Raw genomic sequence first — 24,101 nt, 5'->3', positions numbered from 1 at the left:
GCAGCCATTGCCGGGCCTAATCCATCAGTATGAAAAGGTGACTATGAACACTTTCTCGAAATCCTTGCTTGCAAGCAGTTGCACCCTGCTGTTCTGGGCTCAGGCAGCACAGGCCGATTTTGGTCAGATCAGTTTCGATGGCCGTGTATCGGCACCCACCTGTGTGGTCAACGGGGGCAGTGGCGACCTGCCGGTTTCTCTGCCGGAGGTGAACGCTTCGCTGCTGGCGCGCCCCGGTCAAACCGCTGGCCAGACGCCTTTCCAACTGAACCTTTCCAGCTGCTCGCCTGGCGTCACCCGGGTATCGACCTATTTCGAACCGGGCGCGACGATCAGTCCGGAGGGCCGCCTGATCGTGGATGCTGGTGGTAGCCAGAATGTCCAGCTGGAATTGCTCAACGAGTCGCAGGCGCCGATGGACCTGGCGGCAGCCAAGGGCAATCAGAATTCTCAGCAGGTTGCCATCGTCGGTGGCAGCGCAACATTGCGTTACACCGCCCGCTACTATTCCACAGGCGGGACCACGCCTGGCCTGGTGACATCCCGCGTGCAGTACTCGCTGGACTATCTGTAACCCCTTTTCGAAGGCAGCCCGGCAAGGGCTGCCTTTCCTTCCTGTTCCTGAGCCCGAATATCATGCGTCCGTTCTTCAACGCCTTGCGGCGGGGAGTGCTGCTGGCTGCCTGCATGGCATCGCCTCACCTCGCCGCCAATGTGGTTATCGCCAGCACCCGCGTAGTCTTTCCAGCCGCCCAGTCCGAAGTGACTGTCAAACTCAGCCATCAAGGAGCCACACCCTCATTGGTTCAAGCCTGGGTCGACGATGGTAGTCCGCAGGCCCAGGTGCGGGATCTGCAGGTTCCTTTCAGTGTAATGCCGGCCATGTTCCGCCTGGATGGCGGAAAGGGGCAGAGCCTGAGACTGTTCCAGGAAGAGGGTGGACTGCCAGCCGACCGCGAAAGCCTGTATTGGCTCAACGTGCTTGAAGTGCCCCCCAAGGGAGCGGGGAACACCCTGCAGGTGGCGTTGCGCTCGCGCATCAAGTTGCTGTACCGGCCAGATGGATTGCAGGGCAAGTCGGTGAATGCCCACCATCGGGTCTCCTGGCAGTGGCTGCAGGAAGACGGGCAATGGGCGTTGCAGGCCAACAATGCCAGCCCCTTCGTGGTCAACCTGGCCAGTTTGACGCTGCTCCAGGATGGGCGGGCTGCGGTGGCCCTGGCGCCTGATCACGTGCTGCCATTCGCCAGCACGCGCTTCAAGGTCGAGGGCAGCCCCAGCCAGGCAACCGCTCGGCTGCGTTTTGCCTTCATCGATGATTACGGCGCCGTGCGCGAGGCGCCGGAGGTGGTGAACGTGCGCTTGGCAGACTGAGGCGCGGTGCATCATGTGTTTCACGATGATTGTGCGCAGCCGCCATATGGCCGCAGGCGTGTTGAGCGGATACCTCGCAGGCCCTGCCGCCGCGATCGAGTTCGATCCCGGGCTGCTGCGAGAAGGCACATCGGTCGACCTGCGTCGCTTCGAGCAGGGCGCGACAGTGCCCGAGGGTATCTACACCCTCGATGTGACATTGAATCAGCAATGGATGGGGCGCCACCGAATGCCCCTGCGCGTGCAGGAGCAGCACCAGGTGCCGACGCCCTGTTACAGCGAGCCGCTGCTGCGGCAGTTGGGCGTGGACACGCAACGTCTGAGCCGCGAGGTGCGCGAGCGGCTGCAGCAGGAGGAGGCCTGTATCGCCCTGGTTGCAAGTGTTTCGGCTGCCAGCGAGGCGCTGGATTTGGGCAATCTGCAGCTGGACCTGCAGATCCCGCAGCAGGCGCTGTTGCGTCTGCCCAGCGGATACTTGCCAGCAGAAAACTGGGACAGTGGTGTAACGGCTGCCTTCTTCGACTATCGCCTCAATCTCTATGAGCAGCATGACCTTGAACAAGACCAGGCCACCCGTCAGACCTACCTGGGCGTGCGCGCAGGGTTCAACAGCGGCCAATGGTACTGGCGACATGAGGGGAGCTGGCAGGCGTCCACAGGTTTGCCTTCGCGTTACCAGCCGGTAGCGACTTCGGTGCGTCGGGATATTCCCGCCTGGTCCGCTCAATTGACGCTGGGTGACGGTTACAGCAGCTCGGAGGTGTTTGAAGGCAGCGCCATGCGTGGCGTGCTGTTGGGCAGCGACCAGCGCATGCTCGCGCAGGAGCAGCGCGGTTATGCACCTGTGGTCAGGGGCGTTGACAACAGCACCGCGCTGTTGAGTATTCGCCAGCGCGGCATGCTGTTGCATGAGTCGACGGTGGCACCGGGGCCGTTTGAAATCGATGACTTGTACGCCAGTGGTCTGAATGATGACCTGGAGGTGACGCTGCGCGAGTCGGATGGCAGCGTCAGAACCTTCTTCCTGCCTTATCAGACAGCACCGCTGGCACTGCGACCGGGCGCCAGGCGTTTCGAACTGGGCAGCGGCGTGTGGCGCGAGGCGCAAGGGCGATCGGGCCCAGGTTTCGTGCAGGGTAGTTGGCAGCAAGGACTGGACAACCGCTTCAGCGTGCACGGTGGCACCTGGATCGCCGAGGATTACCTGGGCAGTGCCATGGGCGTGGCCATCAATACCGGGTTTGGTGCGTTGGGACTGACCGGCTATCACGCCCACGCCACGCTGGCTCGAAATCAGCAGGTACGAGGCCAGGCCTGGCGGCTGAGCTGGCGTCAGCGTTTGAGCACGAGCGCAACCGACCTGAGCGCGTCACTGACGCGTAGTGAGGGGCCCGGGTATTACAGCTTCAACGATTATGCGCGTGTACGCGGCGGTGCCCGCATCGACTCGCTCGCTTGGCAGGCGGGCCTGGGGCTCGATCAGCAGCTGGGTGAGCGAGGCGGGCGTTTCAACCTCAGGGCCAGTCTGCGTCAGAGTCGGGCTGGCCGGAGCAGTGACAGTTACTCGGTCGGATACAACAACTACCTCGGTTCGCTCAGCTATGGCATCAACCTGAACCGCGAACTGCGCGCCGCAAGGGCGCCCATCAATACCCTGACGGTCAATGCCAGCATGCCCTTTGGCGAGCGGCGCCGGTCTTCGCTTGCTACCGCGTTCAACAGGGATTCACACGGACAGGGCAGCTCTAGTGTTCGCTGGAGTGGTACGGCGGGCGAGCATCGACAGTGGGGGCATGGCTTGGCGCTGGTGCACCAGGAAGGTGAGCGGGCCAGCAGTGGCTTCGATGCCAACCTGCTCCACCGGGGGGCGAAAGGTGAGTTCAGTGGTTCATTGTCGAGCCGCCGTGGTTATCGCCAGGCCACGCTGGGGGCGCAAGGAGCTTTGGTCGCCCACCAGGGTGGGGTTGTCGCGGCCCCGCCCTTGGGCGAGAGTTTTGCCATCGTCCATGCCCCAGGCGCCGATGCTGCGCACATACGCCAGCACCCTCATGTGAAGCTCGATCGTCGCGGCTATGCGGTGGTTCCCTCGCTGTCGCCTTACAGCGTCAATACGGTCGAGCTCGACCCCAAAGGCATGTCGCGCGATACCGAACTGCTGCTGGCCGCACAGTCGGTGGTGCCGCATGCCGGCGCGGTGTCGCTGCTGCATTACCCGACACGCAGTGGTCGTCAGTTCACCTTGCAAGGCCGTTTCGATGATGGCAGTGCCTTGCCGTTCGGTGCGCAGGTCCTCGATGCGCAGGACAATGAGCTGGGCATGGTCGGGCAGGGCAGCCGGCTGCATGTGCGCTCGGATGCCGATGCGGGCACGCTCGAGGTGAAGTGGGGTGATGCGGACGATGAGCGCTGCTCGATCGTCTATCAGCTTTCCGCGGAGCAGGCTAGTCACGTGTGCACACGGCAAAGGTCATAGGAATCAAACAATCTATCGGAGAGGAGGGCTTATAGCCAAAACCAATCATGAGCATGAGGTTTACCAATGAGCCTTGATGGCGACCAGCGGTTAGGATTCTCTCCGTCAACTGATTTCAACCCCATGAAGGAGCGTCTCTCATGCCTATCATCAACAGCCAGGTCAAACCGTTCAACGCCACCGCCTTTCACAACGGCGAATTCGTTCAGGTAAGCGAAGCCGACCTGAAAGGCAAGTGGTCTGTCGTGTTCTTCTACCCGGCCGACTTCACCTTCGTCTGCCCGACCGAGCTGGGTGACCTTGCTGACAACTACGCCGAGTTCCAGAAGCTGGGCGTGGAGATCTACGGTGTGTCCACCGACACCCACTTCACCCACAAAGCCTGGCACGACACTTCGGACACCATCGGCAAGATCAAGTACCCGCTGATCGGTGACCCGACCCACGTCATCTCGCGCAACTTCGACGTGCTGATCGAAGAAGCCGGCCTGGCCGATCGCGGTACTTTCGTGATCAACCCGGAAGGCCAGATCAAGATCGTCGAAATCAACGACGGCGGTGTAGGCCGTGATGCCAGCGAGCTGCTGCGCAAGGTCAAGGCTGCCCAGTACGTCGCTGCCCACCCAGGCGAAGTCTGCCCGGCCAAGTGGAAAGAAGGCGAAGCCACCCTGGCGCCGTCGCTGGACCTGGTCGGCAAGATCTAAGACCGTGAGCCAGTCGTGGGCGGTGAGCAGCCGCCAAAGCTGAAGCACTTACCGCCCCGTCAAACGCCCGGGCGCCATCGCCTGGGCGTTTTTGTATCCGAAGTTTGAAAAAGGAATCGCCCGTATGTTGGACGCCACGCTTAAATCGCAACTGAAAACCTACCTGGAGCGGGTCACCCAGCCGATCGAGATCGTTGCTTCCCTCGACGACGGCGCGAAATCCCGCGAATTGCACGACCTGCTGGTGGAAATCGCCGGCCTGTCGAACCTCATTACCCTGCGCGCGGACGGTGATGACGCCCGTCGTCCATCGTTCTCGCTCAATCGCCCAGGGGCGGACATTAGCCTGCGCTTTGCCGGTATCCCCATGGGTCACGAGTTCACCTCCCTGGTGCTGGCGCTGCTGCAAGTCGGCGGCCACCCCTCCAAGGCCAGCGCCGAAGTGATCGAGCAGATCCAGGCCCTGAAAGGCGAATTCACCTTCGAAACCTACTTCTCGCTGTCCTGCCAGAACTGCCCGGACGTGGTCCAGGCGCTGAACCTGATGGCGGTGCTCAACCCCAACGTGCGCCATGTGGCCATCGACGGTGCGCTGTTCCAGGACGAAGTCGAGGCCCGCAAGGTCATGGCGGTGCCCAGCATCTACCTGAACGGCGAAGTGTTCGGCCAGGGCCGCATGGGCCTGGAAGAGATCCTCGGCAAGATCGACACCAGCGCCGGCAGTCGCCAGGCCGAGAAGATCAACGCCAAGGACGCCTTCGACGTGCTGGTGGTCGGCGGTGGTCCCGCGGGTGCCGCGGCAGCCATCTACGCCGCGCGCAAGGGCATCCGTACGGGTGTCGCCGCCGAGCGTTTCGGTGGCCAGGTGCTCGACACCCTGGCCATCGAGAACTTCATCTCGGTGCAGGAAACCGAAGGGCCGAAGCTGGCCATGGCGCTGGAAGAGCACGTCAAGCAATACGACGTCGACATCATGAACCTGCAGCGCGGCGAAGCCCTGATTCCGGCCACCGACGGTGGCCTGCACGAAGTACGCCTGGCCGGCGGCGCATCGCTCAAGGCCAAGACCGTGATCCTGGCCACCGGTGCCCGCTGGCGAGAAATGAACGTGCCGGGCGAGCAGGAATACCGTGCCCGTGGCGTGGCCTACTGCCCACACTGCGATGGCCCGCTGTTCAAGGGCAAGCGCGTGGCGGTGATCGGCGGCGGCAACTCCGGCGTGGAAGCGGCCATCGACCTGGCCGGCATCGTCGCCCAGGTGACGCTGATCGAGTTCGACAGCCAGCTGCGTGCCGATGCGGTGTTGCAGCGCAAGCTGCACAGCTTGCCCAACGTCAAGGTGATTACCCGCGCGCTGACCACCGAAGTGGTCGGCAATGGCGAGAAAGTGACCGGGCTGCGCTTTAAGGACCGCACCACGGATGAAGTGCATGACCTGGCGCTGGAAGGCATCTTCGTGCAGATCGGCCTGCTGCCGAACACCGACTGGCTCAAGGGCACGGTCGAGCTGTCGCCGCGTGGCGAGATCATCGTCGATGCCAAGGGCGCGACCAACATCCCGGGTGTGTTTGCCGCGGGTGACGTGACCACGGTGCCGTACAAGCAGATCGTCATCGCCGTGGGTGAGGGGGCCAAGGCATCGCTGGCTGCCTTCGACCACCTGATTCGGACCTCTGCTCCGGCGTAAGCCTGCACTGGCTCCATCGCCGGTAAGCCGGCTCCTACAGGTAAATCAGAGGCATACCTGTGGGAGCCGGCTTGCCAGCAAGGGGGCCATTACAGGCTGAGGGTGTCTATGATTACAGCAGACCCCCTCAGGAATCCCCCAAATGACCCTGATCAGCCGCGAACCCTGGTGGCTAGTGCCACCCAAGCCCGGGCAAAAGGAGCAGGACCTGCACTGGGGCTATCTGGAGATCTACGAAGGCGGCCGTACCGTGTTCGTCGATCAGCGCCCCAGTGACCGCGAGCTGGCCGAGCGCAAGAGCTGTCGCAACTTCCCCGAGCCGGAACACTGACCGGCTCAGCCCTCCAGGTCGGCCAGGCGCGCTTCCAGTGCCGCGATGCGTGCTTCCAACGCCTCGATCCGCTCCTCCGAAACGCTGCCGGCGCTGCTGCGGGCGCCGCCTTCCTGTTGCCGTGCGGCAAGGATCGCCTCGATTTCCGCCGGGTCGCCCAGCGCGTGGGTATAGCGGTCTTCGCGTTGCCCGGTCTGGCGCGGCAAGTGCAGGGCCAGGCCTCGCGAAATCAAACGCTCCAGCTGGTGCTGGATCTGCTCGGTGTCGTCGAAGTCATGCAGGCGGTTGCTGCGGGTCAGCAGCTCGCTGAGGGTTTGTGGGCCGCGCAGGAACATCAGGCCCATGAGTACAAGCTGCGCGGGTACCAGTTCCAGCGCCTTGTCCACCCGCTGCTCCCAGCGGTCGGCACGGCTGCCCATCTGCAGGCGGGTCATCTGCTGGCCTTCGAGGGTGCGCAGGGCCTGGCCTACCTGGCCTTGGCTGAGGTTCATGACCGGCTCGCGGCTGGTTTTCTGGTTGCAGGCCAGGACCAGGGCATTGAGGGTCAGCGGGTAGCTTTCCGGGCTGGTGGCCTGCTTCTCGATCAGCGCGCCGAGAATGCGGATCTCGATACTGCTGAAACGGCCTTCGCCTGCGGTTTCGTGTTCTGACATGGCCCTGTCTCATTGCTGGGGAAAGGCCACTAGCGTAGGTAAAGCGCCTGGCTTAAGCAATTGCCGGCTGAGGTCAGCGGTGTACGTGTGGGAGCCGGCTTGCCGGCGACAGGGCCGCAAAGCGGCCCCTGCAACCTCAAGCCCTGCGCCGTTCCTCGGCCTGGCACGCCGCTGCCGTGAACAGCACATCGGTCGAGGAATTTAGCGCCGTCTCCGCCGAGTCCTGCAACACGCCGATGATGAAGCCCACCGCCACCACCTGCATGGCGATCTCGCTGGGAATGCCGAACAGGCTGCACGCCAGCGGAATCAGCAGCAGCGAACCACCGGCCACACCCGAGGCGCCGCAGGCGCAGACCGCCGCGACCACACTGAGCAGCACCGCAGTCGGCAGATCTACTGCGATACCCAGGGTATGCACGGCCGCCAGCGTCAGCACGGTGATGGTGATCGCCGCACCCGCCATGTTGATGGTCGCACCCAGAGGAATCGACACCGAGTAGGTGTCTTCATGCAGGCCCAGGCGCTCCGACAGCGCCAGGTTGACCGGGATGTTTGCAGCCGAGCTGCGGGTGAAGAATGCCGTGATGCCGCTCTCACGCAGGCACAGCAAGGTCAGCGGATACGGGTTGCGACGAATCTTCCAGAACACGATCAGCGGGTTCATCACCAGCGCCACGAACAGCATGCAACCGATCAGTACGGCCAGCAGGTGCAGGTAGCCGAGCAGGGCGCTCAGGCCCGACTGGGCGAGGGTGGAGCTGACCAGGCCGAAAATGCCCAGCGGCGCGAAGCGGATCACCACGCGCACGATCAGGGTCACGCCGTTGGACAGGTCCTCGACCACGCTACGGGTGGTGTCGCTGGCGTGGCGCAGGGCAACGCCCAGGCCGATGGCCCAGGTCAGGACACCGATGAAATTGGCGTTGAGCAGGGCATTGATCGGGTTGTCCACGGCGCTCAGCAGCAGGTTCTGCATCACTTCGCTGATGCCGCCCGGCGCACTGAGCGTGGCCTCGCTGGTGCTCAGGGCCAATTGCGAGGGGAACAGCATGCTGGCGACCACGGCCACCACCGCGGCGGCGAAGGTACCCAGCAGGTACAGCCAGAGGATCGGGCGAATGTGGGTTTCCTGGCCGTGGCGGTGGTTGGCGATCGACGCCATGACCAGGATGAACACCAGCACCGGCGCGACCGCCTTGAGTGCGCTGACGAACACCTTGCCGAGGAAGCCCAGGTCGAGGGCGATGGCCGGGGCCAGCAACGCCAGGGCGATACCGGCAACCAGGCCGATGACGATCTGGGTCACCAGGCTGGTGCGGTTGAGGAGGTGGAAAACCGGGGTCATGTGCAGCGCTGTCTCGGTATCTTGAAAGGGGCGACTTTACCACAGTCAGTTCCGGCCCCATCGCCGGCAAGCCGGCGATAGGGCCCCCAGATCACCAATGAAACAGTTCCCGCCGGGCCCCTTCGGTAATCGCCACGATCCCGGGATGCTTCACCTTGCGCTCCACCGAAATAGCATAGAACGACTCCAGCACCGCATCGGTCTGCCCGACCAGCTCGACCCCGTATTGCCGGCACACTTCCTCGGCGATCACGCTCGGCGCCACGAAGATGCCGCTGCCGGACTGGCCAAAGGCCTGCATCAGTGCGCTGTCGTCGAACTCGCCGATGATCCGGGGATGTACCTGCTGCTCGCCCAGCCAGCGCAGCAGGCGGCTGCGGACCACGGTTTCCTGGCCGGGAATCAGCAACGGGGCATCCTGCAGGCAGGCGGGGAAGCTGCCGGCATGGCGCCGTGCCAATGCCGGGGTGGCGAAAAAGCTCAGGCCACATTCGCCGAGCTTCTGGCTGTAGCCCTTGATATCCAGGTGGCTAGGCATGGGGCTGTCGGAAATCACCAGGTCCAGGCGCTGGATTGCAAGGTCCGCCAGCAAGCGTTCGAGCTTGTCCTCGCGGCAGTTGATGCGCAGCACATCGTCCAGCTCCATGGTCGGCGCCAGCAGGCGATAGACGATGGACTTGGGCACCACATCGGCCACGCCGACGCGAAACAGGATCTGCTCCTGGGGGCCGGCCCGCAGCATGGCCTCCAGTTCACCGCCGATCTGGAACATCTGTTCGGCGTAGGCCAGCGCCTGGCGACCGGTTTCGGTCAGCTCCAGCTGCCGGCCCACGCGCTGGAACAGCTCCAGCCCATAGGTCTGCTCGAACAGGCTGATCTGGCCGCTGATGGTCTGCGGGGTCAGGTTCAGTTGCTCGCTGGCACGGGTGATGCTCCCGGTTTTGGCCACGGCCCAGAAATAGTGGAGCTGACGGTAATTGAGCATGTCATTGCCGATTCGAAAAAACCGAAGTATACACGCTGAAAAAACGAATTTTCCTGAACTATCGAGACCTCTAGAATGCGACCCCATCAGGCGCAACGCGCGCCCCAGGGATATCGACAAGCGAGGACCTCATGTTGCAACTCAAATCCATTGGTACACCGCTGGTGCTAGCCTTGGCACTGTTGAGCCTGGCCGGCTGCGACCAGGCCGAGAAATCCGCCCAGCAGATGCTCGACCAGGCCGCCGAGTCGGCCAAGCAGGCCATCGATGACACCAACAAGGCGGCCCAGCAGGCACTGAGCGAGACGCTCGGCAGCGAAGGGCACAAGCCCAAGGACGCCGATTCGCAAGACAAGACCCAGGACATCTGACCCAGAACCGCTGCAGGATTGAAACATGGAATATTTGCTGGAACTCGCCGCAAGCCCAACTGCCTGGGTTGCCCTGGCCACGCTGGTGGCCATGGAAGTCGTACTGGGTATCGATAACCTGATCTTCATTTCGATCCTGACCAACAAACTGCCGGTGGAATACCGCTCCAAGGCCCGTCGCATCGGCATCAGCATGGCTTTGGTGATGCGCCTGGCGCTGCTCAGCACGGTAGCCTGGATCGTGCAGTTGACCGACCCGGTGTTCGAGGTGTTCGGCAACGCCTTCTCCTGGAAGGACGTGATCCTGATCGCCGGTGGCCTGTTCCTGCTGTGGAAGGCGACCAAGGAGATTCACGAGAACGTCGACCCGCACGGTGCCAAGGAAGAGGCCAAGGTGTCGTCCACGGTTACCCTGGGCTTCGCCGCGGCGATCTTCCAGATCCTGCTGCTGGACATCGTCTTCTCGGTCGACAGCATCATCACTGCCGTGGGCATGACCGAGCACCTGCCGATCATGATCATCGCCGTGATCACCGCCGTGATCGTGATGATGGTGGCCGCCGACCCGCTGGCCAACTTCATCAATGACAACCCGACCGTGGTCATGCTGGCGCTGGGCTTCCTGATCATGATCGGCATGACCCTGATCGCCGAAGGTTTCGGTGCCCATGTGCCGAAAGGCTATGTGTATGCGGCGATGGCCTTCTCGACAGTGATCGAAATCCTCAACATCCTGGCGCGCCGGGCACGGCTCAAGCGTGAGGCGGCTGAAGGGTGATGGACTTTGGGGGCGCGTTGCGCCCCTTTTTCGCCGGCTTGCCGGCGAAGGGCTTGCAGCCAAGTCTCTTTTCAGTGCACCCCGGCATGCCCTCGGCGCTCTTGCCGAGACTTGGCCGGGGCCTGCGGTGGCAGGTGGTGATGATGCGAATGACGCCGCACGATACGCATTACACCCCATAGCATGGCAGCAGCGACGCTCAGCCACATACCCACCAGCATGAGGATTGCCATGGTCAGGCTCATCTGTGCCTCCTTCTCTCGGGCCGCCGCAAGGGTTGGCCCTCCAGACACAGCATTAGTCTAGCTCGCCGGCCGGGACGTTCCATTGACCGAACGTCTGGTCGTGGGTCCGATCGCTTTCCAGCGGGTGCCGGGCTATACCCGCGCCGCGCGGCGCCCTATGATCGGTGGTCAGAGCCGGGCGCTGCCTGCCTGGCACCGGAACAAGCGAGCGTTCATGGAGCACCCTTCCTTCAAACCGTGGGCCAACGGCCCGCGTCGGTTATTGCTGGCTTGCCTGGTGGCCGCGAGCCTGGCCGGTTGTGCCAGTGCTCCGCCGGCCGGGCTCAAGGGCTTGGCGCAACGGGTCGAGATCAGCAGCGTGCCGTTCTACCGCGGCAACGCCAACCACAGCGGTGCCATGGCGCTGGCGGCGATGCTCTCGCAACAGGGCGCGCCGATCACCCCGGGCCTGCTGGACAAACCCTTGAACCTGCCCCAGGGCGCCGATTCGCTGGCAACCGGCATTCCCCGTGTGGCGCGGGAGTACGGCATGGTGGTCTATCCGCTCGACCCACGGTTCGACGCCTTGCTGACCCAGGTGGCCGCGGGCAATCCGGTGCTGCTGCGTTATCAGGAAGGTGCGTTGTGGGGTGAGCCGCGCTATGCGGTGCTGATCGGCTATGACCGCTACAAGCAGCGGGTACTGCTGCGCTCAGGCATGAATCGGCGGCAGTTGATGGCCTTCGACGACTTTGCTTCGGCCTGGGCGAAAGAGGGGAGTTGGGCCGTACTGGTGCAGCCGCCGCGGCAATTGCCCGCCGAGGTGGACCGCCAGCGCTGGCTGCAGGCTGCCGACGAATTGGCCCGTGCGGGTCAGGAAGTGGCGGCGAAGCAGGCTGTGAGCAGCCTGGGCAAGTAGCAAGGTGCTGCTGGGCTCATCGCCGGCAAGCCGGCTCCCACAAGGTACCCCGCTGCCCTTGAGCGGCGGGGTCGCTGTAGGAGCCGGCTTGCCGGCGATGAGGCCAATGGCCTGAATCAGAAGCCCAGACGATCGCGCAGGCTGTAGTACCAGGCACCGATGGCGCTGAACGGTACGCGCAGCATCTGACCACCCGGGAACGGGTAGTGCGGCAGGCCGGCGAAGGCGTCGAAACGCTCGGCCTGGCCACGCAGGGCCTCGGCCAGCACCTTGCCCGCCAGGTGGGTGTAGGTCACGCCGTGGCCCGAGCAACCCTGGGAGTAGTAGATGTTGTCGCCGATACGGCCTACTTGCGGCAGGCGCGACAGGGTCAGCAGGAAGTTGCCGGTCCAGGCGTAGTCGATCTTGACGTTCTTCAGTTGCGGGAAGGCCTTGAGCATCTTCGGACGAATGATCGCCTCGATGTTGGCCGGGTCGCGCGCACCGTAGACCACGCCGCCGCCGAAGATCAGGCGCTTGTCGCTGGTCAGGCGGTAGTAGTCGAGCAGGTAGTTGCAGTCTTCGACGCAGTAATCCTGTGGCAGCAGGGTGCGGGCCAGTTCTTCACCCAGCGGCTCGGTGGTGATCACCTGAGTACCGCATGGCATCGACTTGGCAGCCAGTTCCGGTACCAGGTTGCCCAGGTAGGCGTTGCCGGCGACGATGATGAACTTGGCGCGTACCTTGCCCTGCGGGGTGTGCACGACCGGGTTGGCGCCGCGTTCGATGCGCACGGCCGGGGTCTGCTCATAGATGATGCCGCCCAGCGACTCGACCGCGGCGGCTTCGCCCAGGGCCAGGTTCAGTGGGTGGATGTGGCCACCGCTCATGTCCAGCATGCCGCCGATGTAGCTGTCGCAGGCGACGACTTCGCGGATGCGCTTCTGGTCCATCAGCTCCAGCTGGGTGTGGCCAAAGCGTTCCCACAGGCGTTTCTGCGATTCCAGGTGGCCCATCTGCTTGCTGGTCAGCGCGGCGAACACGCCGCCGTCCTTCAGGTCGCACTGGATGTTGTACTTGGCTACGCGCTCACGGATGATGCGGCCGCCTTCGAAGGCCATGTGGCCCAGCAGTTGTGCCTGCTTGGGTCCGACGGTGCGTTCGATGACGTCGATGTCACGGCTGTAGCTGTTGACGATCTGGCCGCCGTTGCGGCCCGACGCGCCGAAACCGACCTTGGCGGCTTCGACGATGCTCACCTTGAAGCCGTTCTCCAGCAGGAACAGCGCGCTGGACAGGCCGGTGTAGCCGGCACCGATGATGCACACATCGGTTTCCACCTCACCCTGCAGCGCCGGACGTGGCGGCACCGGGTTGGCCGAGGCGGCGTAGTAGGACTGGGGGTAGGGGGTATTGGCCATGCTCGAGAAACCTCGTGTTTTATATTTTTAACGAATGTACCGATGCTATCAATAATAATAAACACCCGCTAGTCGTCCCGTTAAAAATCATTGACTGCTCGTCGCCGTGGTTTCGCTATAAAGAGTTTAAGATTCAGTAAGTTAGGGCGAAAAAAAGTGTTGACAGCGGTTTAGGAATGCGTAGAATGCGCACCACACGACAGGCACATAGCTCAGTTGGTTAGAGCACCACCTTGACATGGTGGGGGTCGTTGGTTCGAGTCCAATTGTGCCTACCAAATCGCCCGTAGAAGATACGGGGCTTAGAGGGGAATCCGAGAGGGTTCCTCTTTTCGTTTTCCCTGAGAAAAAGTTCACAACGGTTACTGGCTGGTGGCGCAGCAGCAGGTCACCGCCCATGACGGCGATCGCAGCCGCGGGCTGTCGCTGTTCGCCAACGTTACCGTGCAGGATCGGGAAACCAGCCAGGTAGGGCACTTCCTTCAGGTCGGGCTTACCTACAAGGGCCTGTTCGATGCATGGCCGCAGGACGATATCGGTTTCGGCGTTGCCCGGATCCACACCAACTCCAGGTTCCGTGACAACCAGCGAGCGATCAACGCCGCCAATCAGCAGACCGACTACGACAATCCGGCCTATCAGCCACTGCAGGGCAACGAATAGGATGCGGAGCTGTATTACGGCATACATGCCACCCGTTGGCTGGTGATTCGGCCGAACGTGCAGTACGTGCGTGACCCGGGAGGGGTGGAGCAGGTGAAAGATGCCTGGGTGTTCGGCGTGAAGTTGCAGAGCAGTTTCTAGGCAGGTCACAGGGTTCTGAAAGTTTTTGATTTTTTTGAAAAAAACGCTTTACAGAAAGAAACCCGATGTCTAATATGCGCCCCACACGACAGGCACATAGCTCAGTTGGTTAGAGCACCACCTTGACATGGTGGGGGTCGTTGGTTCGAGTCCAATTGTGCCTACCAAACGAAAGTCCCGGTTCACCGGGCACGAAAAGGGCGATCCGAAAGGGTCGCCCTTTTTGCTTTTGCTCCCCTGTGCTCATCAGGTTTGCGGCTTGCGCCCAAGACCGTGCCACGCCCGCAGCACCGCATAGCTGCGCCAGGGCCGCCAGCTGATCGAGGCCTGTTCGGCAGCCTTTGCGCTGCTCACCCCCAGCGCCTTTTGCAGCGCGACATCGCCAGCTGGAAATGCATCGGGCCAGCGCAGCGCGCGCATGGCGATGTACTGCGCCGTCCAGTCGCCAATGCCTGGCAGTTTTTTCAACTCATCGCAGGTTGCGCCAACATCGACGCCAGGGTTTAGCCGCAGGCGGCCATTGAGCACCGCGTCGGCCAGCGCGTGCAGCGCGGCCTGGCGTTGCCGGGTGATGCCCAGGCTGCCGAGCGCATCCCCGCTGGCCGCGAGCAGGGCAGCCGGCGTCGGAAAAAGCCGCTCCACGCCAGGCATCGGCGTCTCGATGGGTGCTCCGAAGGCCGTCACCAGACGCCCACCGAGCGTGCGCGCAGCCGCGACGGTGACTTGTTGCCCGAGCACTGCACGTACTGCCAGCTCGAAACCGTCCAGCGTGCCGGGAACGCGCAAGCCTTCGCTTGAGGCAAAGGTGGCATTGAGCGTGGCGTTGATGGCGATCGGATCGGCATCCAGGTCGAAAGCAGCGCGCACGCGATTGATCAGGACGGGCAGGGCTGCCGCCAACGCATCGTCGACCGTCACCACGACCAGGGTACGCGCCATGTCGAAACGCACCCGCAACCAGCCGCAGTGGACCTGGCCGTCCTGCAGCAGGCGGAGTGTCCGCGTGTACTCCAACCCCTCCACCCGCTCCACGCCGGGCAAGGCGCGTAGCCGCAGGAAGTCGAGCATCGCCTCGACGTCGTAGGGCGGGCGCCACCCCAGGCGCACGCTCGTGCCCTGGCCCTCGGGCAGTGATCTGGCGCGGCGCAGGGCACCAGGGCTCAAGCCATAGTGGCGGGAGAAGGCGTCATTGAAACGGCGCACACTGGCAAAACCGCTGGACAGGGCGACCTGCGTCATCGGCAGCTGGGTATCGGCAATCAACTGCTTGGCCGTGAGCAGGCGGCGGGTTTGCAGGTACTGAAGCGGCGAGACCCCGAAGTGCGTCTCGAAGATCCGCCGCAAGTGCCGGTCGCTGACCCCCAGCTGCTGCGCGATCCGTGTCATCGCGCCCCCACTGGTGCCCTGCGAAGCAGAGGCTTGAGCCCAGGCCTCGGGCTCATCCATCAAGCGCGCTGCCTGCAGGGCAAGGATGCGTGAGGCATCCTCGGTGCTCCACGAGACGGCGCGCGGTGCCAGCTCCGGCCGGCAGCGCAGGCAAGGCCTGAAACCTGCCGCCTCGGCCTGGGCGGCGTGGCGGAAGAAGCGGATGTTCTCGCGTCGGGGCGTCTTCACGCGGCACACGGGCCGGCAATAGATGCCGGTACTGGTGACGGCCGCGAAGAACGAGCCATCGAAGCGCGCATCATGCGCCTTGAGGGCCAGGTAGCAGGCGTCGCTTTCGGGGTTATCGGTGAGGTTTGGCATGAGAGGCATCGTATACCTCGTCAGCGCTCCGGGCTGGCCATTTTCGGACATCTGGTTACCACATTGGCAACGACCTTGAGCCATGGACAGTATCGCGGTGTATCCAGGCTTATTCCAGTGCGCGAGCGACGTGGCAGGGCATGGGTCATTCCGGCAACCCGGCCCGGCGCAGTCCTTCGGCAAGCAAGGCAAGGTCCTCGTCACGGTAGATCGGTATCCAGTCCCGCAGCCCGGATATCCGCAGCTTCGGGTCCAGTGCCCGCAGCCGCGCCAGCGCATCATTGGCCTCGTGTTCGCGACCACAAAGCGCATGGCTGGCGGTGATCAGCACGGTGGCGGCCAGCAGGCTGGACAGGTTGTTCAGCGACTTTTCTGCCCAGCCCAGGGCATCATCGAAGCGCCCTGCAAAGAAGTGCGCCAGGGCCATTCCCACGTACATCCTGAACATTTCCGGGTCCAGGGGGCTCAGGCGCGCCGCATGGCCAAGGTTGTCGATGGCGGCGTCGGTTTCACCGCGCAGCGCGCGCAAGATGCCGCCAAGGAACCAGGCAGGCGCCAGGTTGGGGTTGAGCAGGCGAGCCCGGTCGAGCAGTGCGATGCCGCCATCCAGGTCGCCGGTCAGGTGGGCAAGTGCGTGTCCGCCTCGGGTCAGGGCGACGGCATCGTCGCGACCGAGCTCCACGGCCAATCTGGCCAACTGCGCACCCTCGGCGATTTCCCGAGGACGATCGGCCATCCAGCCATTGAGCTTGCGCCAGAAATGGCACCAGGCGGCCATGCCGTAGGCCGAGGCGTACTCCGGATCCAGCTCGATGGCGGTGTAGAACAGCGACAGGGCCTGCTCCACGGCCTCGCGGGTGCCGTTGTGCAGTTTCGCGGTGCCACGCAAGTAGTAGTCATAGGCGCAGAGGCTGTCTGTGGGCTTGCGCTTGGCGCGTTCGATCTCTGCCCGCTCGAGCTGCGGTGCGATGGCGCCCACCACGCTGGCGGCGAGCTGGTCCTGCAGTTCGAAAATATCGTCGAGCCGGCCCTCGTAGCGTTCCGCCCAGATGTGGGTACCGCTGCTGGCATCGATCAGCTGGCCGGTGATGCGTACCCGGTTCGCGACCCTGCGCACGCTGCCCTCCAGTACATAGCGCACACCCAGCTTGCGCCCCACGTCCATGATGTCGACGTCCCGGCCCTTGAAGGTGAAGCTGGAATTGCGCGCGATGACGAACAGCCAGCGGATGCGCGACAGGGCAACGATGATGTCTTCGACGATGCCGTCGGCAAAATAGTCCTGGCCTGGGTCGCCGCTCAGGTTCTGGAAGGGTAGGACGGTGATGGAGGGGGTGCCAGGCAGGGGCAGGACGGGGGCCGGCGTCTGCTCGGCAAGCAGCGCGGCAGGCGCTTCGGAATCAGGCGCTTGCCGGGCTTCTCCGACGAAGCGATACCCTTTGCGGGCCACGGTGCGCAGCAGGCGCTGCTGTTCGCCCGAGTCGCCGATGGCCTTGCGCACCGCATTGATATGGCTGGCGACGGTCGATTCGGAGACGACCCGCCCGCTCCAGACCGTTTGCAGCAACTCGTCCTTGCTGATGACCCGGTCGCGATTGCTGATCAGCAGCAACAACAGGTCGAAGACCTGCGGGCCGATGGTCACGACCTCGCCACGCAGGGTCAACTCCCGGCGCTGTTGATCGAGCACGTAGTCTTCAAACACGAATTGCAACGTCTTGTCCCCTGGCCGAGCGCCCTAGGCTTCGTGTCCGAGGCGATTGCTCACAAGTGTCCGTCGTCGATGATACGGCAGTGCGAAACGCGCTGCACAGCCTGCTCGGGGGCTGCTGAGCAGGTTGGACTGCAAATCAAGATTTTCTGAAGGTAAATCCAATCGCCCTGCAAGGACTTGCCGGGCGCATGGGCGCATCGTTGATCCATGTCGACAGCAATGGCTGCCGTCGAGAAGAGGAGAGACCCCATGAAGATCGTCGTCATCGGAGGCACAGGCCTCATTGGCTCGAAACTCGTCAAGGACCTGGGCGAGCGTGGTCATGAAGCCGTCGCCGCAGCGCCCAGCACGGGCGTCAACAGCATCACCCGCGAAGGCCTCGCCGCAGCGATGGACGGCGCCGACGTGGTGGTCGATGTCGCCAACGCGCCAAGCTGGGAGGATCAGGCCGTACTCGAGTTCTTCCAGACGTCCACCCGTAATCTGTTGGCTGCCGAGGCCGCCGCAGGCGTGCGCCACCACGTCGCGTTGTCGATCGTCGGCTGCGAGCGTCTGCAGGAAAATGGCTACTTCCGTGCCAAGGTCGCACAGGAGGCGCTGATCAAGGCGTCTGCCATCCCTTACACGCTGCTGCGGGCCACGCAGTTCTTCGAATTCGTCGGCGGCATTGCCCAGGCGGCCACCGTGGGTGACGAGGTGCGGCTTTCGCCCGCGTTGATCCAGCCGCTGGCCTCGGTCGACGTGGCGGCAGCCTTGGTCGACGTGGTACTCGCAGCTCCCGCCAACGGCACGCTCGAAGTGGCTGGCCCTGAGGCCATGCCGTTGGATGAACTGGTGCGCCGCTTCTTGCGGCTGACCGGTGATGCACGCCAGGTCATCCCTGATGTGCATGCCCGCTATTTTGGCGCCGAACTCGATGACCGGTCGTTGACGCCCGCGGGGCAGGCGCGCCTCGGTCCCACGCGTTTCGAGGATTGGCTCGCACAGTCCTGAGCCGTGCCGGTTATCCCATTGGCCACAGTCATTTCCAAGGAGTACTGCCATGTTCAGTCGAATCCTCTGCGCCGCCGCGATCGCGGCGCTGTCCATTACCTCGGCCGCGGCCGACGAGCGCCCGGCCAGCAAGGTGTCGGTGGTGTTCGACCAGCCATTGCCGAACGTACCTGGCAAGAGCATGAGAGGGGTGATCGTCGACTACGCACCGGGTGCAGCATCACCGTCCCATCGGCATCCGAAGTCAGCGTTCATCTACGCCACCGTCCTGGAGGGCGAAGTGCGCAGCAGCGTCAATGGCGAGCCGGAGAGAACCTACAAGGTCGGGGAGAACTGGTACGAGGCACCCGGCGCGTTCCACGCCGTGAGCGCCAATGCCAGCGATACCAAGCCTGCACGGTTGATGGCCGTGTTCGTGCTCGACAGCTCGGAAACCGTGCTGGTCACCCCCAGCGCGAAGTGAGCGACGTCGTAACCCATGGCGTCTGGCGGCTGACGGTCGGTAGATGCTCGGCACAGGACTCCAGCAGATGAACACGCATGCGGATACGCCAGTCACGCACAGCACCCCCGAGGCTGTGGCGACCCGGCCCGACAGAAAGAAACAGGTTGGCATCCTGCTCTGCGTCGTCGCGCTGGCGGTCCTGGTCGCGGCCTGGGTCATCGGCCGTTCGAGCGCCGCCACCGGTACCGATAACGCCTATGTGCGAGGGGATGTCACGTCGCTTGCGGCCAAGGTGGCGGGTTATGTGGTGGCCGTCGAGGTCGAGGACAATCAGCGCGTAGCCAGGGGCGATGTGCTGTTTCGCATCGATGACCGGGACTACCGCTCACAGTTGGCGCAAGCCGAAGCCAACGTCAAGTCAGCCGAGGCGAGCCTTGCCAACGTCGACGCCCAGACGCAGTTGCAACGCGCGCAGATCCGCGAGGCAACCGCGAGTGTGGCGTCGGCGGTTGCGCAGCGCGGACTTGCCAACAAGACCCATGAGCGCAGTCGCAAGTTGATCGTGTTCAGCGCCATCAGCCAGTCGGTCGTCGATCAGACCGATGCCGCCAGGACCAGCGCCCAGGCGACGGTATCGGCGGCCTCGGCCACGCTCGATGCCCAGCAACAGCGCATCGCCGTGCTGATGGCCCAGCGTGAGTCGGCCGTGGCAGCGATCGCCCAGGCACAGGCCGCACGGGACTTCGCCCGGTTGGGACTTGAGCACACGGTGGTACGTGCCCCGGTAGCCGGTGTCGTCGGCAACCGGCAAGTGCGGGTCGGCCGTTTCGTGACGCCGGGTGGCGCATTGCTGGATATCGTCCCGGTCGACAACGTGTGGATCGTGGCGAACTTCAAGGAAACCCAGGTCGAACACATTCAACCGGGGCAGCGGGCCAAGGTGGTGATCGACGGCTACCCGGACACTGTGCTCGAAGGGGTGGTCGACAGTTTCGCGCCGGGGAGCGGGGCGGCGTTCAGCCTGTTGCCGCCGGACAATGCGACGGGCAACTTCGTCCGCGTGGTGCAACGGGTACCGGTGAAGATCCGCCTGGCGCATAACCCGCTGCCAGGGCGAATCGTGCCGGGGCTTTCGGCGCGGGTCGACGTCGATGTCGGGAGTGGCTCGTGAACCGCTTGGCGCCCAGCCCCCAGGCTGTGGTGCCCGTCGATGGCCGCTGCGCTCAAGGCCTGTTGCTGATCGCAGGCATCCTCCTGGCTGCCCTGACCGAGGCCATCGCCAGCAGCGTTCTGGCACTCGGTCGCAATGACATACTGGGCGATATCTATGCCACGCCAGACGAATTTGCCTGGCTGGATGTGGGCTACACCAGTTGCAAGCTCATCGGCTTCATGGCGGCGTCGTGGTGGCTGACCCGCTTCCAGCCTCGCCAGGTGATCGTTGCGGCGACCCTGGTGATGGGCCTGGCATGTGGCATCACCACCTTCACGGCCAACCTCGAACTGTTGATCGTGCTCAGGGTGCTTCAGGGGCTTGCGGGCGGTACGCTGCTGGTCGGTGGGCAGATGCTGATCTTCCTGGTGTATCCGCGAAATCAGCAGCCCATGCTTCAAGCGGTGTTCGCCATGGGCGCAGTGGTTGCCCCGGCTGCCCTGGCGCCAGCGCTGCAAGGGTGGCTGATCGACAGCCAGTCGTGGACCTGGATCTTCTTCGGCGTCGTGCCACTGGCGCTGGCGGCGATTGGCTGCCTGCTGATGGCTGCTGTGCCAGACCTCGCGATGCCGGCCACGCGCCCGTCCGACGTGGTCGGGATGGTGCTGGCGTTCACCAGCCTGTGCTGTCTTGCTTATGTCCTCGGTCAGGGCAACCGGTGGGACTGGTTCGAGGCGCCGCACATCGTCGCCGGCACAGCGCTCGGCATCGCTGCAGTGTTGTGCTTCGTTGGCCATCAGTTATTGACGAGCCGCCAGGCGGTACTCGACTTCACCTTGTTCGGGTCCCGTGATTTCACCTTTGCCTTCATCGTCAGTTTCGTCGCCGGAGCGGCGTTGTTCGGGAGTGCCTATCTGATCCCGGCGTTCGCGTTGTCGGTGCTGGCCTTCACGCCGACCGATGCCGGTTTGCTGCTGCTGCCCAGCGGGGCACTGTTCATCGCGGCGTTGCTGCTGGCGGCCTGTCTCATGCAGTACCGCGGGGTCGCGCCGTTCGCCACGGTGCCGCTTGGCATCGTGCTGATCATGATCGCGATGTGGATGTTGTCGGGTTCGACCAGTGAAAGCGGCATGCACGACATGATGGGCGGGGTGCTGCTGCGCGGGTTGGGGCTGGGCTTGTTGTTTCTGTCCATTACCTTGATTGCGTTCGGCAACTTGCAACCGGGGAACTTGGCCAGCGGAATCGGCCTGTTCAATGTCGGGCGCCAGCTGGGTGGATTGATGGGCGTCGCAGGGTTGCAGACGCTCATCGATCACCAACTGGTCGCCAATGCTGCCGTGCTGGGGGCCCATGTGACGGGCGGGACGACGGCCGTGATCGAACGGCTCGGGGGCACGACTGCCATGCTCGGGGCGCGAGGCATGGATACGCTGGTCGCTGGCCGGGCATCCGTCGCCTTGCTGGGGAGGGCTGTATCGGGGCAATCGGCAGTCATCGCCTTCGATGTGGCGTTCTTCGCGGTAGTGCTGCTGTTTGCCGTGGCGGCGCCACTGCTGGTGGGCATCAAGCTCCTGCTGGCGCGTTACCCGAGCAAGCGCTATGCGCCGACCACCGGGTAGCAGGCATCGCCCCAGAGCGTCCTGGGGTTGTCGAGCATGAGCAGGATGATCAACGGCACCAGCTTGCCCAGCAGCTTGGTGCAGTCGCGCAGCTGCGAGCGATTGACGCTGCCATCCCAGGTTGCACCACCATGCACCATCTGGTTGCGCAGGGTATAGATGCGGTTGAACATCACCCCCAGCACCTTGGCCGTGTCGCGCTCCGCCAGCGCGTGGTGGGCGGCGCGCTTGCCGGCACGCAAGCGTTCTTCCCACTCGATTTCGCTGATCTTGCCGTTCTGGAAATCCCAGAAGCTCTGGAACACATAGGGGTTGTCGAGCAGGGCGCGAATGCTGCCGGGGAACTCGGACCACACCAGTTTCTCGATGAGGTGGTCGCTGTCGAGCAGGCAGAGCTTTTGCAGGAAGGCCTTGAAGGCCTCCTGCTCGGACAGCCGATGCTGCTCGTCGATATCGGTGGCGTAGGCGGCGTTGAAGGCAATCCAGAGGAAAATGAAGCGGCCGTCCACATCCTCGGCCTGCTCGGCGCGGTGCAGCCAGCTCAAGGCTCGGTGAATGCGCAGCGCCAGGTTCGGGTGATGGGCGTCGCGTTCGTTGCGGTGGCGAGTCTTGAGCGACTGATAGTCCATTTCCAAAGAATTCCTCGAGCGTTGAAGCGCGTGTCTACAGGGCGGTTTGTGGCAATAGGCTATCACTCAATCCAGAGGTGAAAAAGCCCGGCCACAACGCTCAATCCGCGGCGAGCGGATCGCTGATCGCCAAGGTCACATGCTCGTGGTCCATGAAGCGTACCTCACCGTGCAGCAGACTGCCCTTGACCAGTATCTCGGGGTCGATGCGCAAGCCGCCGCGGATCATGCTGAAACTCAAGCCGGTGGAGGCTATCCCGTCACCGAATTCGACGATGACTTTCTTGCTCTGCGATTTGCTTGCCAGCACCCGGACCTCGAAGTGTTCGCCGATGACCAGCGGGCGACTCAGCCAGTCACGCCGAAGCCTGTACATCAATACGTGCTGACGCTGCACCTCTTCGTCTTCCGCGACACCGCCAACGATACGGGTGATCGTCTCGAGCATCTGCTGCTTGAGGTCGCCGAAAGCCCCGACCATTTCCAGCAGGCGACGCTGGTCATGGCGCAAGCGTTCGATTTGCAGCCTGAGGGTCTCACGTCGTGCCTGGGGCAAATCGTCGGCGATGATCATCAGTTCGTTCATGGCCGCCAGCTGCTCACGGTTGCTGGTAGCCGCGGTGCTGTTGTGGGCGATGATCGCATCCAGCACCCGTGCGCAAGCCAGGCGCTTCTGGGTGCGCTTGGGTTGGCTGTTGAGCATGTCCAGCCAGGCACGGGCGTCATCGCCGGCAATGTGCTGGCCATTGAGCGTGCCCGGCGGCGCGGCCCAGGCCATCAGCCCGGCGCGGACGATGCCGGCTTCGTCGAGTTTGCGCGCTGTACTGTCGAGAATCATCGGAAGTTGCGAGCGACTGACAAGGTCGGCCTGGGTAACGACGAAGAAGATCGGCTTGGGATGCTTGAGCGTGCGCAGGAACTCCAGGTCGTCGCGGCGGATCGAGCCATTCTTGGCGCTGAGCAGCCAGATGACATGGTCGGCTTCGGCGAGCTGGCGCTGGGCGATCTGCGCATCGCTGTGCGCGGCGTCAAGGCGGTCGGCCTTGCTGTAGCCGGGCGTGTCGAGAAAGGCCAGGCGCTGCCAGAGGCCGGGCAAGTGGATCATCAGCAGGCGCAGGACATGGGCGAAACCGACCTCGACGTTGGCGGTCTGCTGGTAATGCTTCTGGAAGGCATGGGTGATTGCCTGCAGCGCGCTGCGATCGAGGGGGATCTCCCGGGTGAAGCTGTTCAACGCGATGATGCGCTCATGCTGGCCCTGCACGATGTAGCTGGGAATCGCAGTGGTGGGTTCGAGCGACTCGGGCAGCACATTGACGCACAGCAGGCTGTTGAGAAAGCGCGACTTGCCCGCACTGAAGCCGCCGCCCACGCCGATGACCGTCTTGTTGGCCAGCGTGGGAAACGCGACCAGGTCCTCCAGCGACTGCTCCAGCGCCAGCAGCGCGCGGTACGCTTGTGCTTCGGCCGGGTAGTCGTCACGCGCCGCGAGGTTGACGAAGCTCTGGTGGATCAACTGGTGCAAACGGTGCAAGTGCTGGCGCTGCTCGCTGGGGGCGGTGCCCTGGGGCTGGGCGATCAGACGGGTGATCAGCTCCAGTCCCCGTGCCGGATCTGCCAGGTAGGGGTTGGCAGTCTCGGCTTCGGCGGCCTCCAGTTCTTCCAGGGAAGAGCTGAAATCAAGGGACATTTACGGGTCTTCTGTTGTGTTGGCAACGGGCTCGAATGGAATGTACGTGACTCGCCGC

The 24,101-nt window shown here is 63.6% G+C and carries 22 protein-coding genes, 2 tRNA genes and 1 pseudogene; 16 read left to right on the top strand and 9 right to left on the bottom strand.

Features of this window, described 5'->3' with window-relative positions; all coding sequences use genetic code 11:
- Positions 1-43: 43 nt before the first annotated feature.
- The 6 genes from PPL01S_RS14100 to PPL01S_RS14075 all read left to right on the top strand — a co-directional run bounded on the left by PPL01S_RS14100 (position 44) and on the right by PPL01S_RS14075 (position 6,569).
- The gene (locus PPL01S_RS14100) at positions 44-574 is read left to right on the top strand and encodes a fimbrial protein (protein WP_016391538.1); all 531 of its coding nucleotides are present in this window, start codon (positions 44-46) and stop codon (positions 572-574) included.
- 62 nt (positions 575-636) lie between these two features.
- Positions 637-1,374 (top strand): fimbrial biogenesis chaperone, encoded by a 738-nt coding sequence (locus PPL01S_RS14095; RefSeq protein ID WP_028625815.1) that lies wholly within the window; start codon positions 637-639, stop codon positions 1,372-1,374.
- A gap of 25 nt (positions 1,375-1,399) precedes the next feature.
- Entirely contained in the window at positions 1,400-3,847 is a 2,448-nt protein-coding gene (locus PPL01S_RS14090) for a fimbria/pilus outer membrane usher protein (RefSeq protein ID WP_050483674.1), read from the top strand.
- Positions 3,848-3,987: 140 nt separating this feature from the next.
- A complete protein-coding gene (gene ahpC / locus PPL01S_RS14085) occupies positions 3,988-4,551 on the top strand; it encodes an alkyl hydroperoxide reductase subunit C (protein ID WP_008090543.1) in 564 nt (187 codons plus the stop codon).
- A gap of 124 nt (positions 4,552-4,675) precedes the next feature.
- A complete protein-coding gene (gene ahpF / locus PPL01S_RS14080) occupies positions 4,676-6,238 on the top strand; it encodes an alkyl hydroperoxide reductase subunit F (RefSeq protein ID WP_016391535.1) in 1,563 nt (520 codons plus the stop codon).
- 142 nt (positions 6,239-6,380) lie between these two features.
- Complete coding sequence (locus PPL01S_RS14075) at positions 6,381-6,569, top strand: hypothetical protein (protein ID WP_016391534.1); 189 nt, start codon at positions 6,381-6,383, stop codon at positions 6,567-6,569.
- 5 nt (positions 6,570-6,574) lie between these two features.
- On the opposite strand, the gene PPL01S_RS14070 is transcribed toward PPL01S_RS14075, so the two are convergent.
- The 3 genes from PPL01S_RS14070 to nhaR all read right to left on the bottom strand — a co-directional run bounded on the left by PPL01S_RS14070 (position 6,575) and on the right by nhaR (position 9,555).
- On the bottom strand, positions 6,575-7,222 hold the full coding sequence (locus tag PPL01S_RS14070) for a YceH family protein (protein WP_016391533.1): 648 nt from the start codon (positions 7,220-7,222) through the stop codon (positions 6,575-6,577).
- Between the two features lie 136 nt (positions 7,223-7,358).
- Positions 7,359-8,570 (bottom strand): serine/threonine transporter SstT, encoded by a 1,212-nt coding sequence (sstT, locus tag PPL01S_RS14065; RefSeq protein WP_016391532.1) that lies wholly within the window; start codon positions 8,568-8,570, stop codon positions 7,359-7,361.
- Between the two features lie 91 nt (positions 8,571-8,661).
- Entirely contained in the window at positions 8,662-9,555 is an 894-nt protein-coding gene (gene nhaR, locus PPL01S_RS14060; RefSeq protein WP_016391531.1) for a transcriptional activator NhaR, read from the bottom strand.
- Between the two features lie 131 nt (positions 9,556-9,686).
- Here nhaR and PPL01S_RS14055 point away from each other — a divergent pair, with 131 nt between their 5' ends.
- Complete coding sequence (locus PPL01S_RS14055) at positions 9,687-9,926, top strand: hypothetical protein (protein ID WP_028625816.1); 240 nt, start codon at positions 9,687-9,689, stop codon at positions 9,924-9,926.
- Positions 9,927-9,951: 25 nt separating this feature from the next.
- The gene (locus tag PPL01S_RS14050) at positions 9,952-10,704 is read left to right on the top strand and encodes a TerC family protein (RefSeq protein ID WP_016391529.1); all 753 of its coding nucleotides are present in this window, start codon (positions 9,952-9,954) and stop codon (positions 10,702-10,704) included.
- A gap of 71 nt (positions 10,705-10,775) precedes the next feature.
- Here the strand turns inward: PPL01S_RS14050 and PPL01S_RS25400 are convergent, their stop codons facing one another.
- A complete protein-coding gene (locus tag PPL01S_RS25400; protein WP_016391528.1) occupies positions 10,776-10,949 on the bottom strand; it encodes a hypothetical protein in 174 nt (57 codons plus the stop codon).
- A gap of 157 nt (positions 10,950-11,106) precedes the next feature.
- On the opposite strand from PPL01S_RS25400, the gene PPL01S_RS14045 reads away from it, so the two are divergent.
- The gene (locus tag PPL01S_RS14045; RefSeq protein WP_016391527.1) at positions 11,107-11,847 is read left to right on the top strand and encodes a peptidase C39 family protein; all 741 of its coding nucleotides are present in this window, start codon (positions 11,107-11,109) and stop codon (positions 11,845-11,847) included.
- A gap of 116 nt (positions 11,848-11,963) precedes the next feature.
- Here PPL01S_RS14045 and PPL01S_RS14040 read toward each other — a convergent pair whose 3' ends face one another.
- Positions 11,964-13,247 carry an NAD(P)/FAD-dependent oxidoreductase gene (locus tag PPL01S_RS14040; protein ID WP_016391526.1) on the bottom strand — a complete coding sequence of 428 codons (1,284 nt, stop codon included), beginning with the start codon at positions 13,245-13,247 and terminating at the stop codon, positions 11,964-11,966.
- A gap of 201 nt (positions 13,248-13,448) precedes the next feature.
- Here PPL01S_RS14040 and PPL01S_RS14035 point away from each other — a divergent pair.
- From PPL01S_RS14035 to PPL01S_RS14025, 3 genes and pseudogenes are all read left to right on the top strand, one after another.
- A tRNA-Val gene (locus PPL01S_RS14035) sits at positions 13,449-13,525 on the top strand.
- 91 nt (positions 13,526-13,616) lie between these two features.
- A pseudogene (locus PPL01S_RS24335) lies at positions 13,617-14,051 on the top strand (carbohydrate porin).
- Between the two features lie 90 nt (positions 14,052-14,141).
- Positions 14,142-14,218, top strand: a tRNA-Val gene (locus tag PPL01S_RS14025).
- A 79-nt stretch (positions 14,219-14,297) separates the two neighbouring features.
- Here PPL01S_RS14025 and PPL01S_RS14020 read toward each other — a convergent pair.
- The gene (locus PPL01S_RS14020) at positions 14,298-15,797 is read right to left on the bottom strand and encodes an AlkA N-terminal domain-containing protein (protein WP_016391524.1); all 1,500 of its coding nucleotides are present in this window, start codon (positions 15,795-15,797) and stop codon (positions 14,298-14,300) included.
- A 145-nt stretch (positions 15,798-15,942) separates the two neighbouring features.
- Positions 15,943-17,511 carry a winged helix-turn-helix domain-containing tetratricopeptide repeat protein gene (locus tag PPL01S_RS14015; protein ID WP_016391523.1) on the bottom strand — a complete coding sequence of 523 codons (1,569 nt, stop codon included), beginning with the start codon at positions 17,509-17,511 and terminating at the stop codon, positions 15,943-15,945.
- Positions 17,512-17,760: 249 nt separating this feature from the next.
- Here PPL01S_RS14015 and PPL01S_RS14005 point away from each other — a divergent pair, with 249 nt between their 5' ends.
- The 4 genes from PPL01S_RS14005 (at position 17,761) to PPL01S_RS13990 (ending at position 21,724) form a co-directional block, all read left to right on the top strand.
- Positions 17,761-18,504, top strand: a complete 744-nt coding sequence (locus tag PPL01S_RS14005) for an SDR family oxidoreductase (RefSeq protein ID WP_016391521.1) — start codon at positions 17,761-17,763, stop codon at positions 18,502-18,504.
- Positions 18,505-18,553: 49 nt separating this feature from the next.
- Positions 18,554-18,967: a cupin domain-containing protein gene (locus PPL01S_RS14000; protein ID WP_016391520.1), complete on the top strand. Its 414-nt coding sequence runs from the start codon at positions 18,554-18,556 to the stop codon at positions 18,965-18,967.
- 67 nt (positions 18,968-19,034) lie between these two features.
- Positions 19,035-20,120 carry an HlyD family secretion protein gene (locus PPL01S_RS13995; protein ID WP_028625819.1) on the top strand — a complete coding sequence of 362 codons (1,086 nt, stop codon included), beginning with the start codon at positions 19,035-19,037 and terminating at the stop codon, positions 20,118-20,120.
- Positions 20,117-21,724: an MFS transporter gene (locus tag PPL01S_RS13990; protein ID WP_028625820.1), complete on the top strand. Its 1,608-nt coding sequence runs from the start codon at positions 20,117-20,119 to the stop codon at positions 21,722-21,724. The genes PPL01S_RS13995 and PPL01S_RS13990 overlap by 4 nt, the downstream gene beginning before the upstream one ends.
- On the opposite strand, the gene PPL01S_RS13985 is transcribed toward PPL01S_RS13990, so the two are convergent.
- Positions 21,703-22,353 carry a HEPN domain-containing protein gene (locus PPL01S_RS13985; protein WP_016391517.1) on the bottom strand — a complete coding sequence of 217 codons (651 nt, stop codon included), beginning with the start codon at positions 22,351-22,353 and terminating at the stop codon, positions 21,703-21,705. The genes PPL01S_RS13990 and PPL01S_RS13985 overlap by 22 nt on opposite strands.
- A 100-nt stretch (positions 22,354-22,453) precedes the next feature.
- Positions 22,454-24,043: a dynamin family protein gene (locus tag PPL01S_RS13980; RefSeq protein ID WP_016391516.1), complete on the bottom strand. Its 1,590-nt coding sequence runs from the start codon at positions 24,041-24,043 to the stop codon at positions 22,454-22,456.
- Positions 24,044-24,101: the final 58 nt, after the last annotated feature.

It is taken from the genome of Pseudomonas plecoglossicida NBRC 103162 = DSM 15088, from assembly GCF_000730665.1.
In the GTDB taxonomy this organism is placed as follows: Bacteria; Pseudomonadota; Gammaproteobacteria; order Pseudomonadales; family Pseudomonadaceae; genus Aquipseudomonas; species Aquipseudomonas plecoglossicida.
This window is presented reverse-complemented; position numbering and strand designations above follow the sequence as displayed.

Coding starts and splice junctions, on each gene's coding strand:
- PPL01S_RS14100 (WP_016391538.1), top strand. CDS start 44: ATGAACACTTTCTCGAAATCCTTGCTTGCAAGCAGTTGCACCCTGCTG.
- PPL01S_RS14095 (WP_028625815.1), top strand. CDS start 637: ATGCGTCCGTTCTTCAACGCCTTGCGGCGGGGAGTGCTGCTGGCTGCC.
- PPL01S_RS14090 (WP_050483674.1), top strand. CDS start 1,400: ATGATTGTGCGCAGCCGCCATATGGCCGCAGGCGTGTTGAGCGGATAC.
- ahpC (WP_008090543.1), top strand. CDS start 3,988: ATGCCTATCATCAACAGCCAGGTCAAACCGTTCAACGCCACCGCCTTT.
- ahpF (WP_016391535.1), top strand. CDS start 4,676: ATGTTGGACGCCACGCTTAAATCGCAACTGAAAACCTACCTGGAGCGG.
- PPL01S_RS14075 (WP_016391534.1), top strand. CDS start 6,381: ATGACCCTGATCAGCCGCGAACCCTGGTGGCTAGTGCCACCCAAGCCC.
- PPL01S_RS14070 (WP_016391533.1), bottom strand. CDS start 7,222: ATGTCAGAACACGAAACCGCAGGCGAAGGCCGTTTCAGCAGTATCGAG.
- sstT (WP_016391532.1), bottom strand. CDS start 8,570: ATGACCCCGGTTTTCCACCTCCTCAACCGCACCAGCCTGGTGACCCAG.
- nhaR (WP_016391531.1), bottom strand. CDS start 9,555: ATGCTCAATTACCGTCAGCTCCACTATTTCTGGGCCGTGGCCAAAACC.
- PPL01S_RS14055 (WP_028625816.1), top strand. CDS start 9,687: ATGTTGCAACTCAAATCCATTGGTACACCGCTGGTGCTAGCCTTGGCA.
- PPL01S_RS14050 (WP_016391529.1), top strand. CDS start 9,952: ATGGAATATTTGCTGGAACTCGCCGCAAGCCCAACTGCCTGGGTTGCC.
- PPL01S_RS25400 (WP_016391528.1), bottom strand. CDS start 10,949: ATGAGCCTGACCATGGCAATCCTCATGCTGGTGGGTATGTGGCTGAGC.
- PPL01S_RS14045 (WP_016391527.1), top strand. CDS start 11,107: ATGATCGGTGGTCAGAGCCGGGCGCTGCCTGCCTGGCACCGGAACAAG.
- PPL01S_RS14040 (WP_016391526.1), bottom strand. CDS start 13,247: ATGGCCAATACCCCCTACCCCCAGTCCTACTACGCCGCCTCGGCCAAC.
- PPL01S_RS14020 (WP_016391524.1), bottom strand. CDS start 15,797: ATGCCAAACCTCACCGATAACCCCGAAAGCGACGCCTGCTACCTGGCC.
- PPL01S_RS14005 (WP_016391521.1), top strand. CDS start 17,761: ATGAAGATCGTCGTCATCGGAGGCACAGGCCTCATTGGCTCGAAACTC.
- PPL01S_RS14000 (WP_016391520.1), top strand. CDS start 18,554: ATGTTCAGTCGAATCCTCTGCGCCGCCGCGATCGCGGCGCTGTCCATT.
- PPL01S_RS13995 (WP_028625819.1), top strand. CDS start 19,035: ATGAACACGCATGCGGATACGCCAGTCACGCACAGCACCCCCGAGGCT.
- PPL01S_RS13985 (WP_016391517.1), bottom strand. CDS start 22,353: ATGGACTATCAGTCGCTCAAGACTCGCCACCGCAACGAACGCGACGCC.
- PPL01S_RS13980 (WP_016391516.1), bottom strand. CDS start 24,043: ATGTCCCTTGATTTCAGCTCTTCCCTGGAAGAACTGGAGGCCGCCGAA.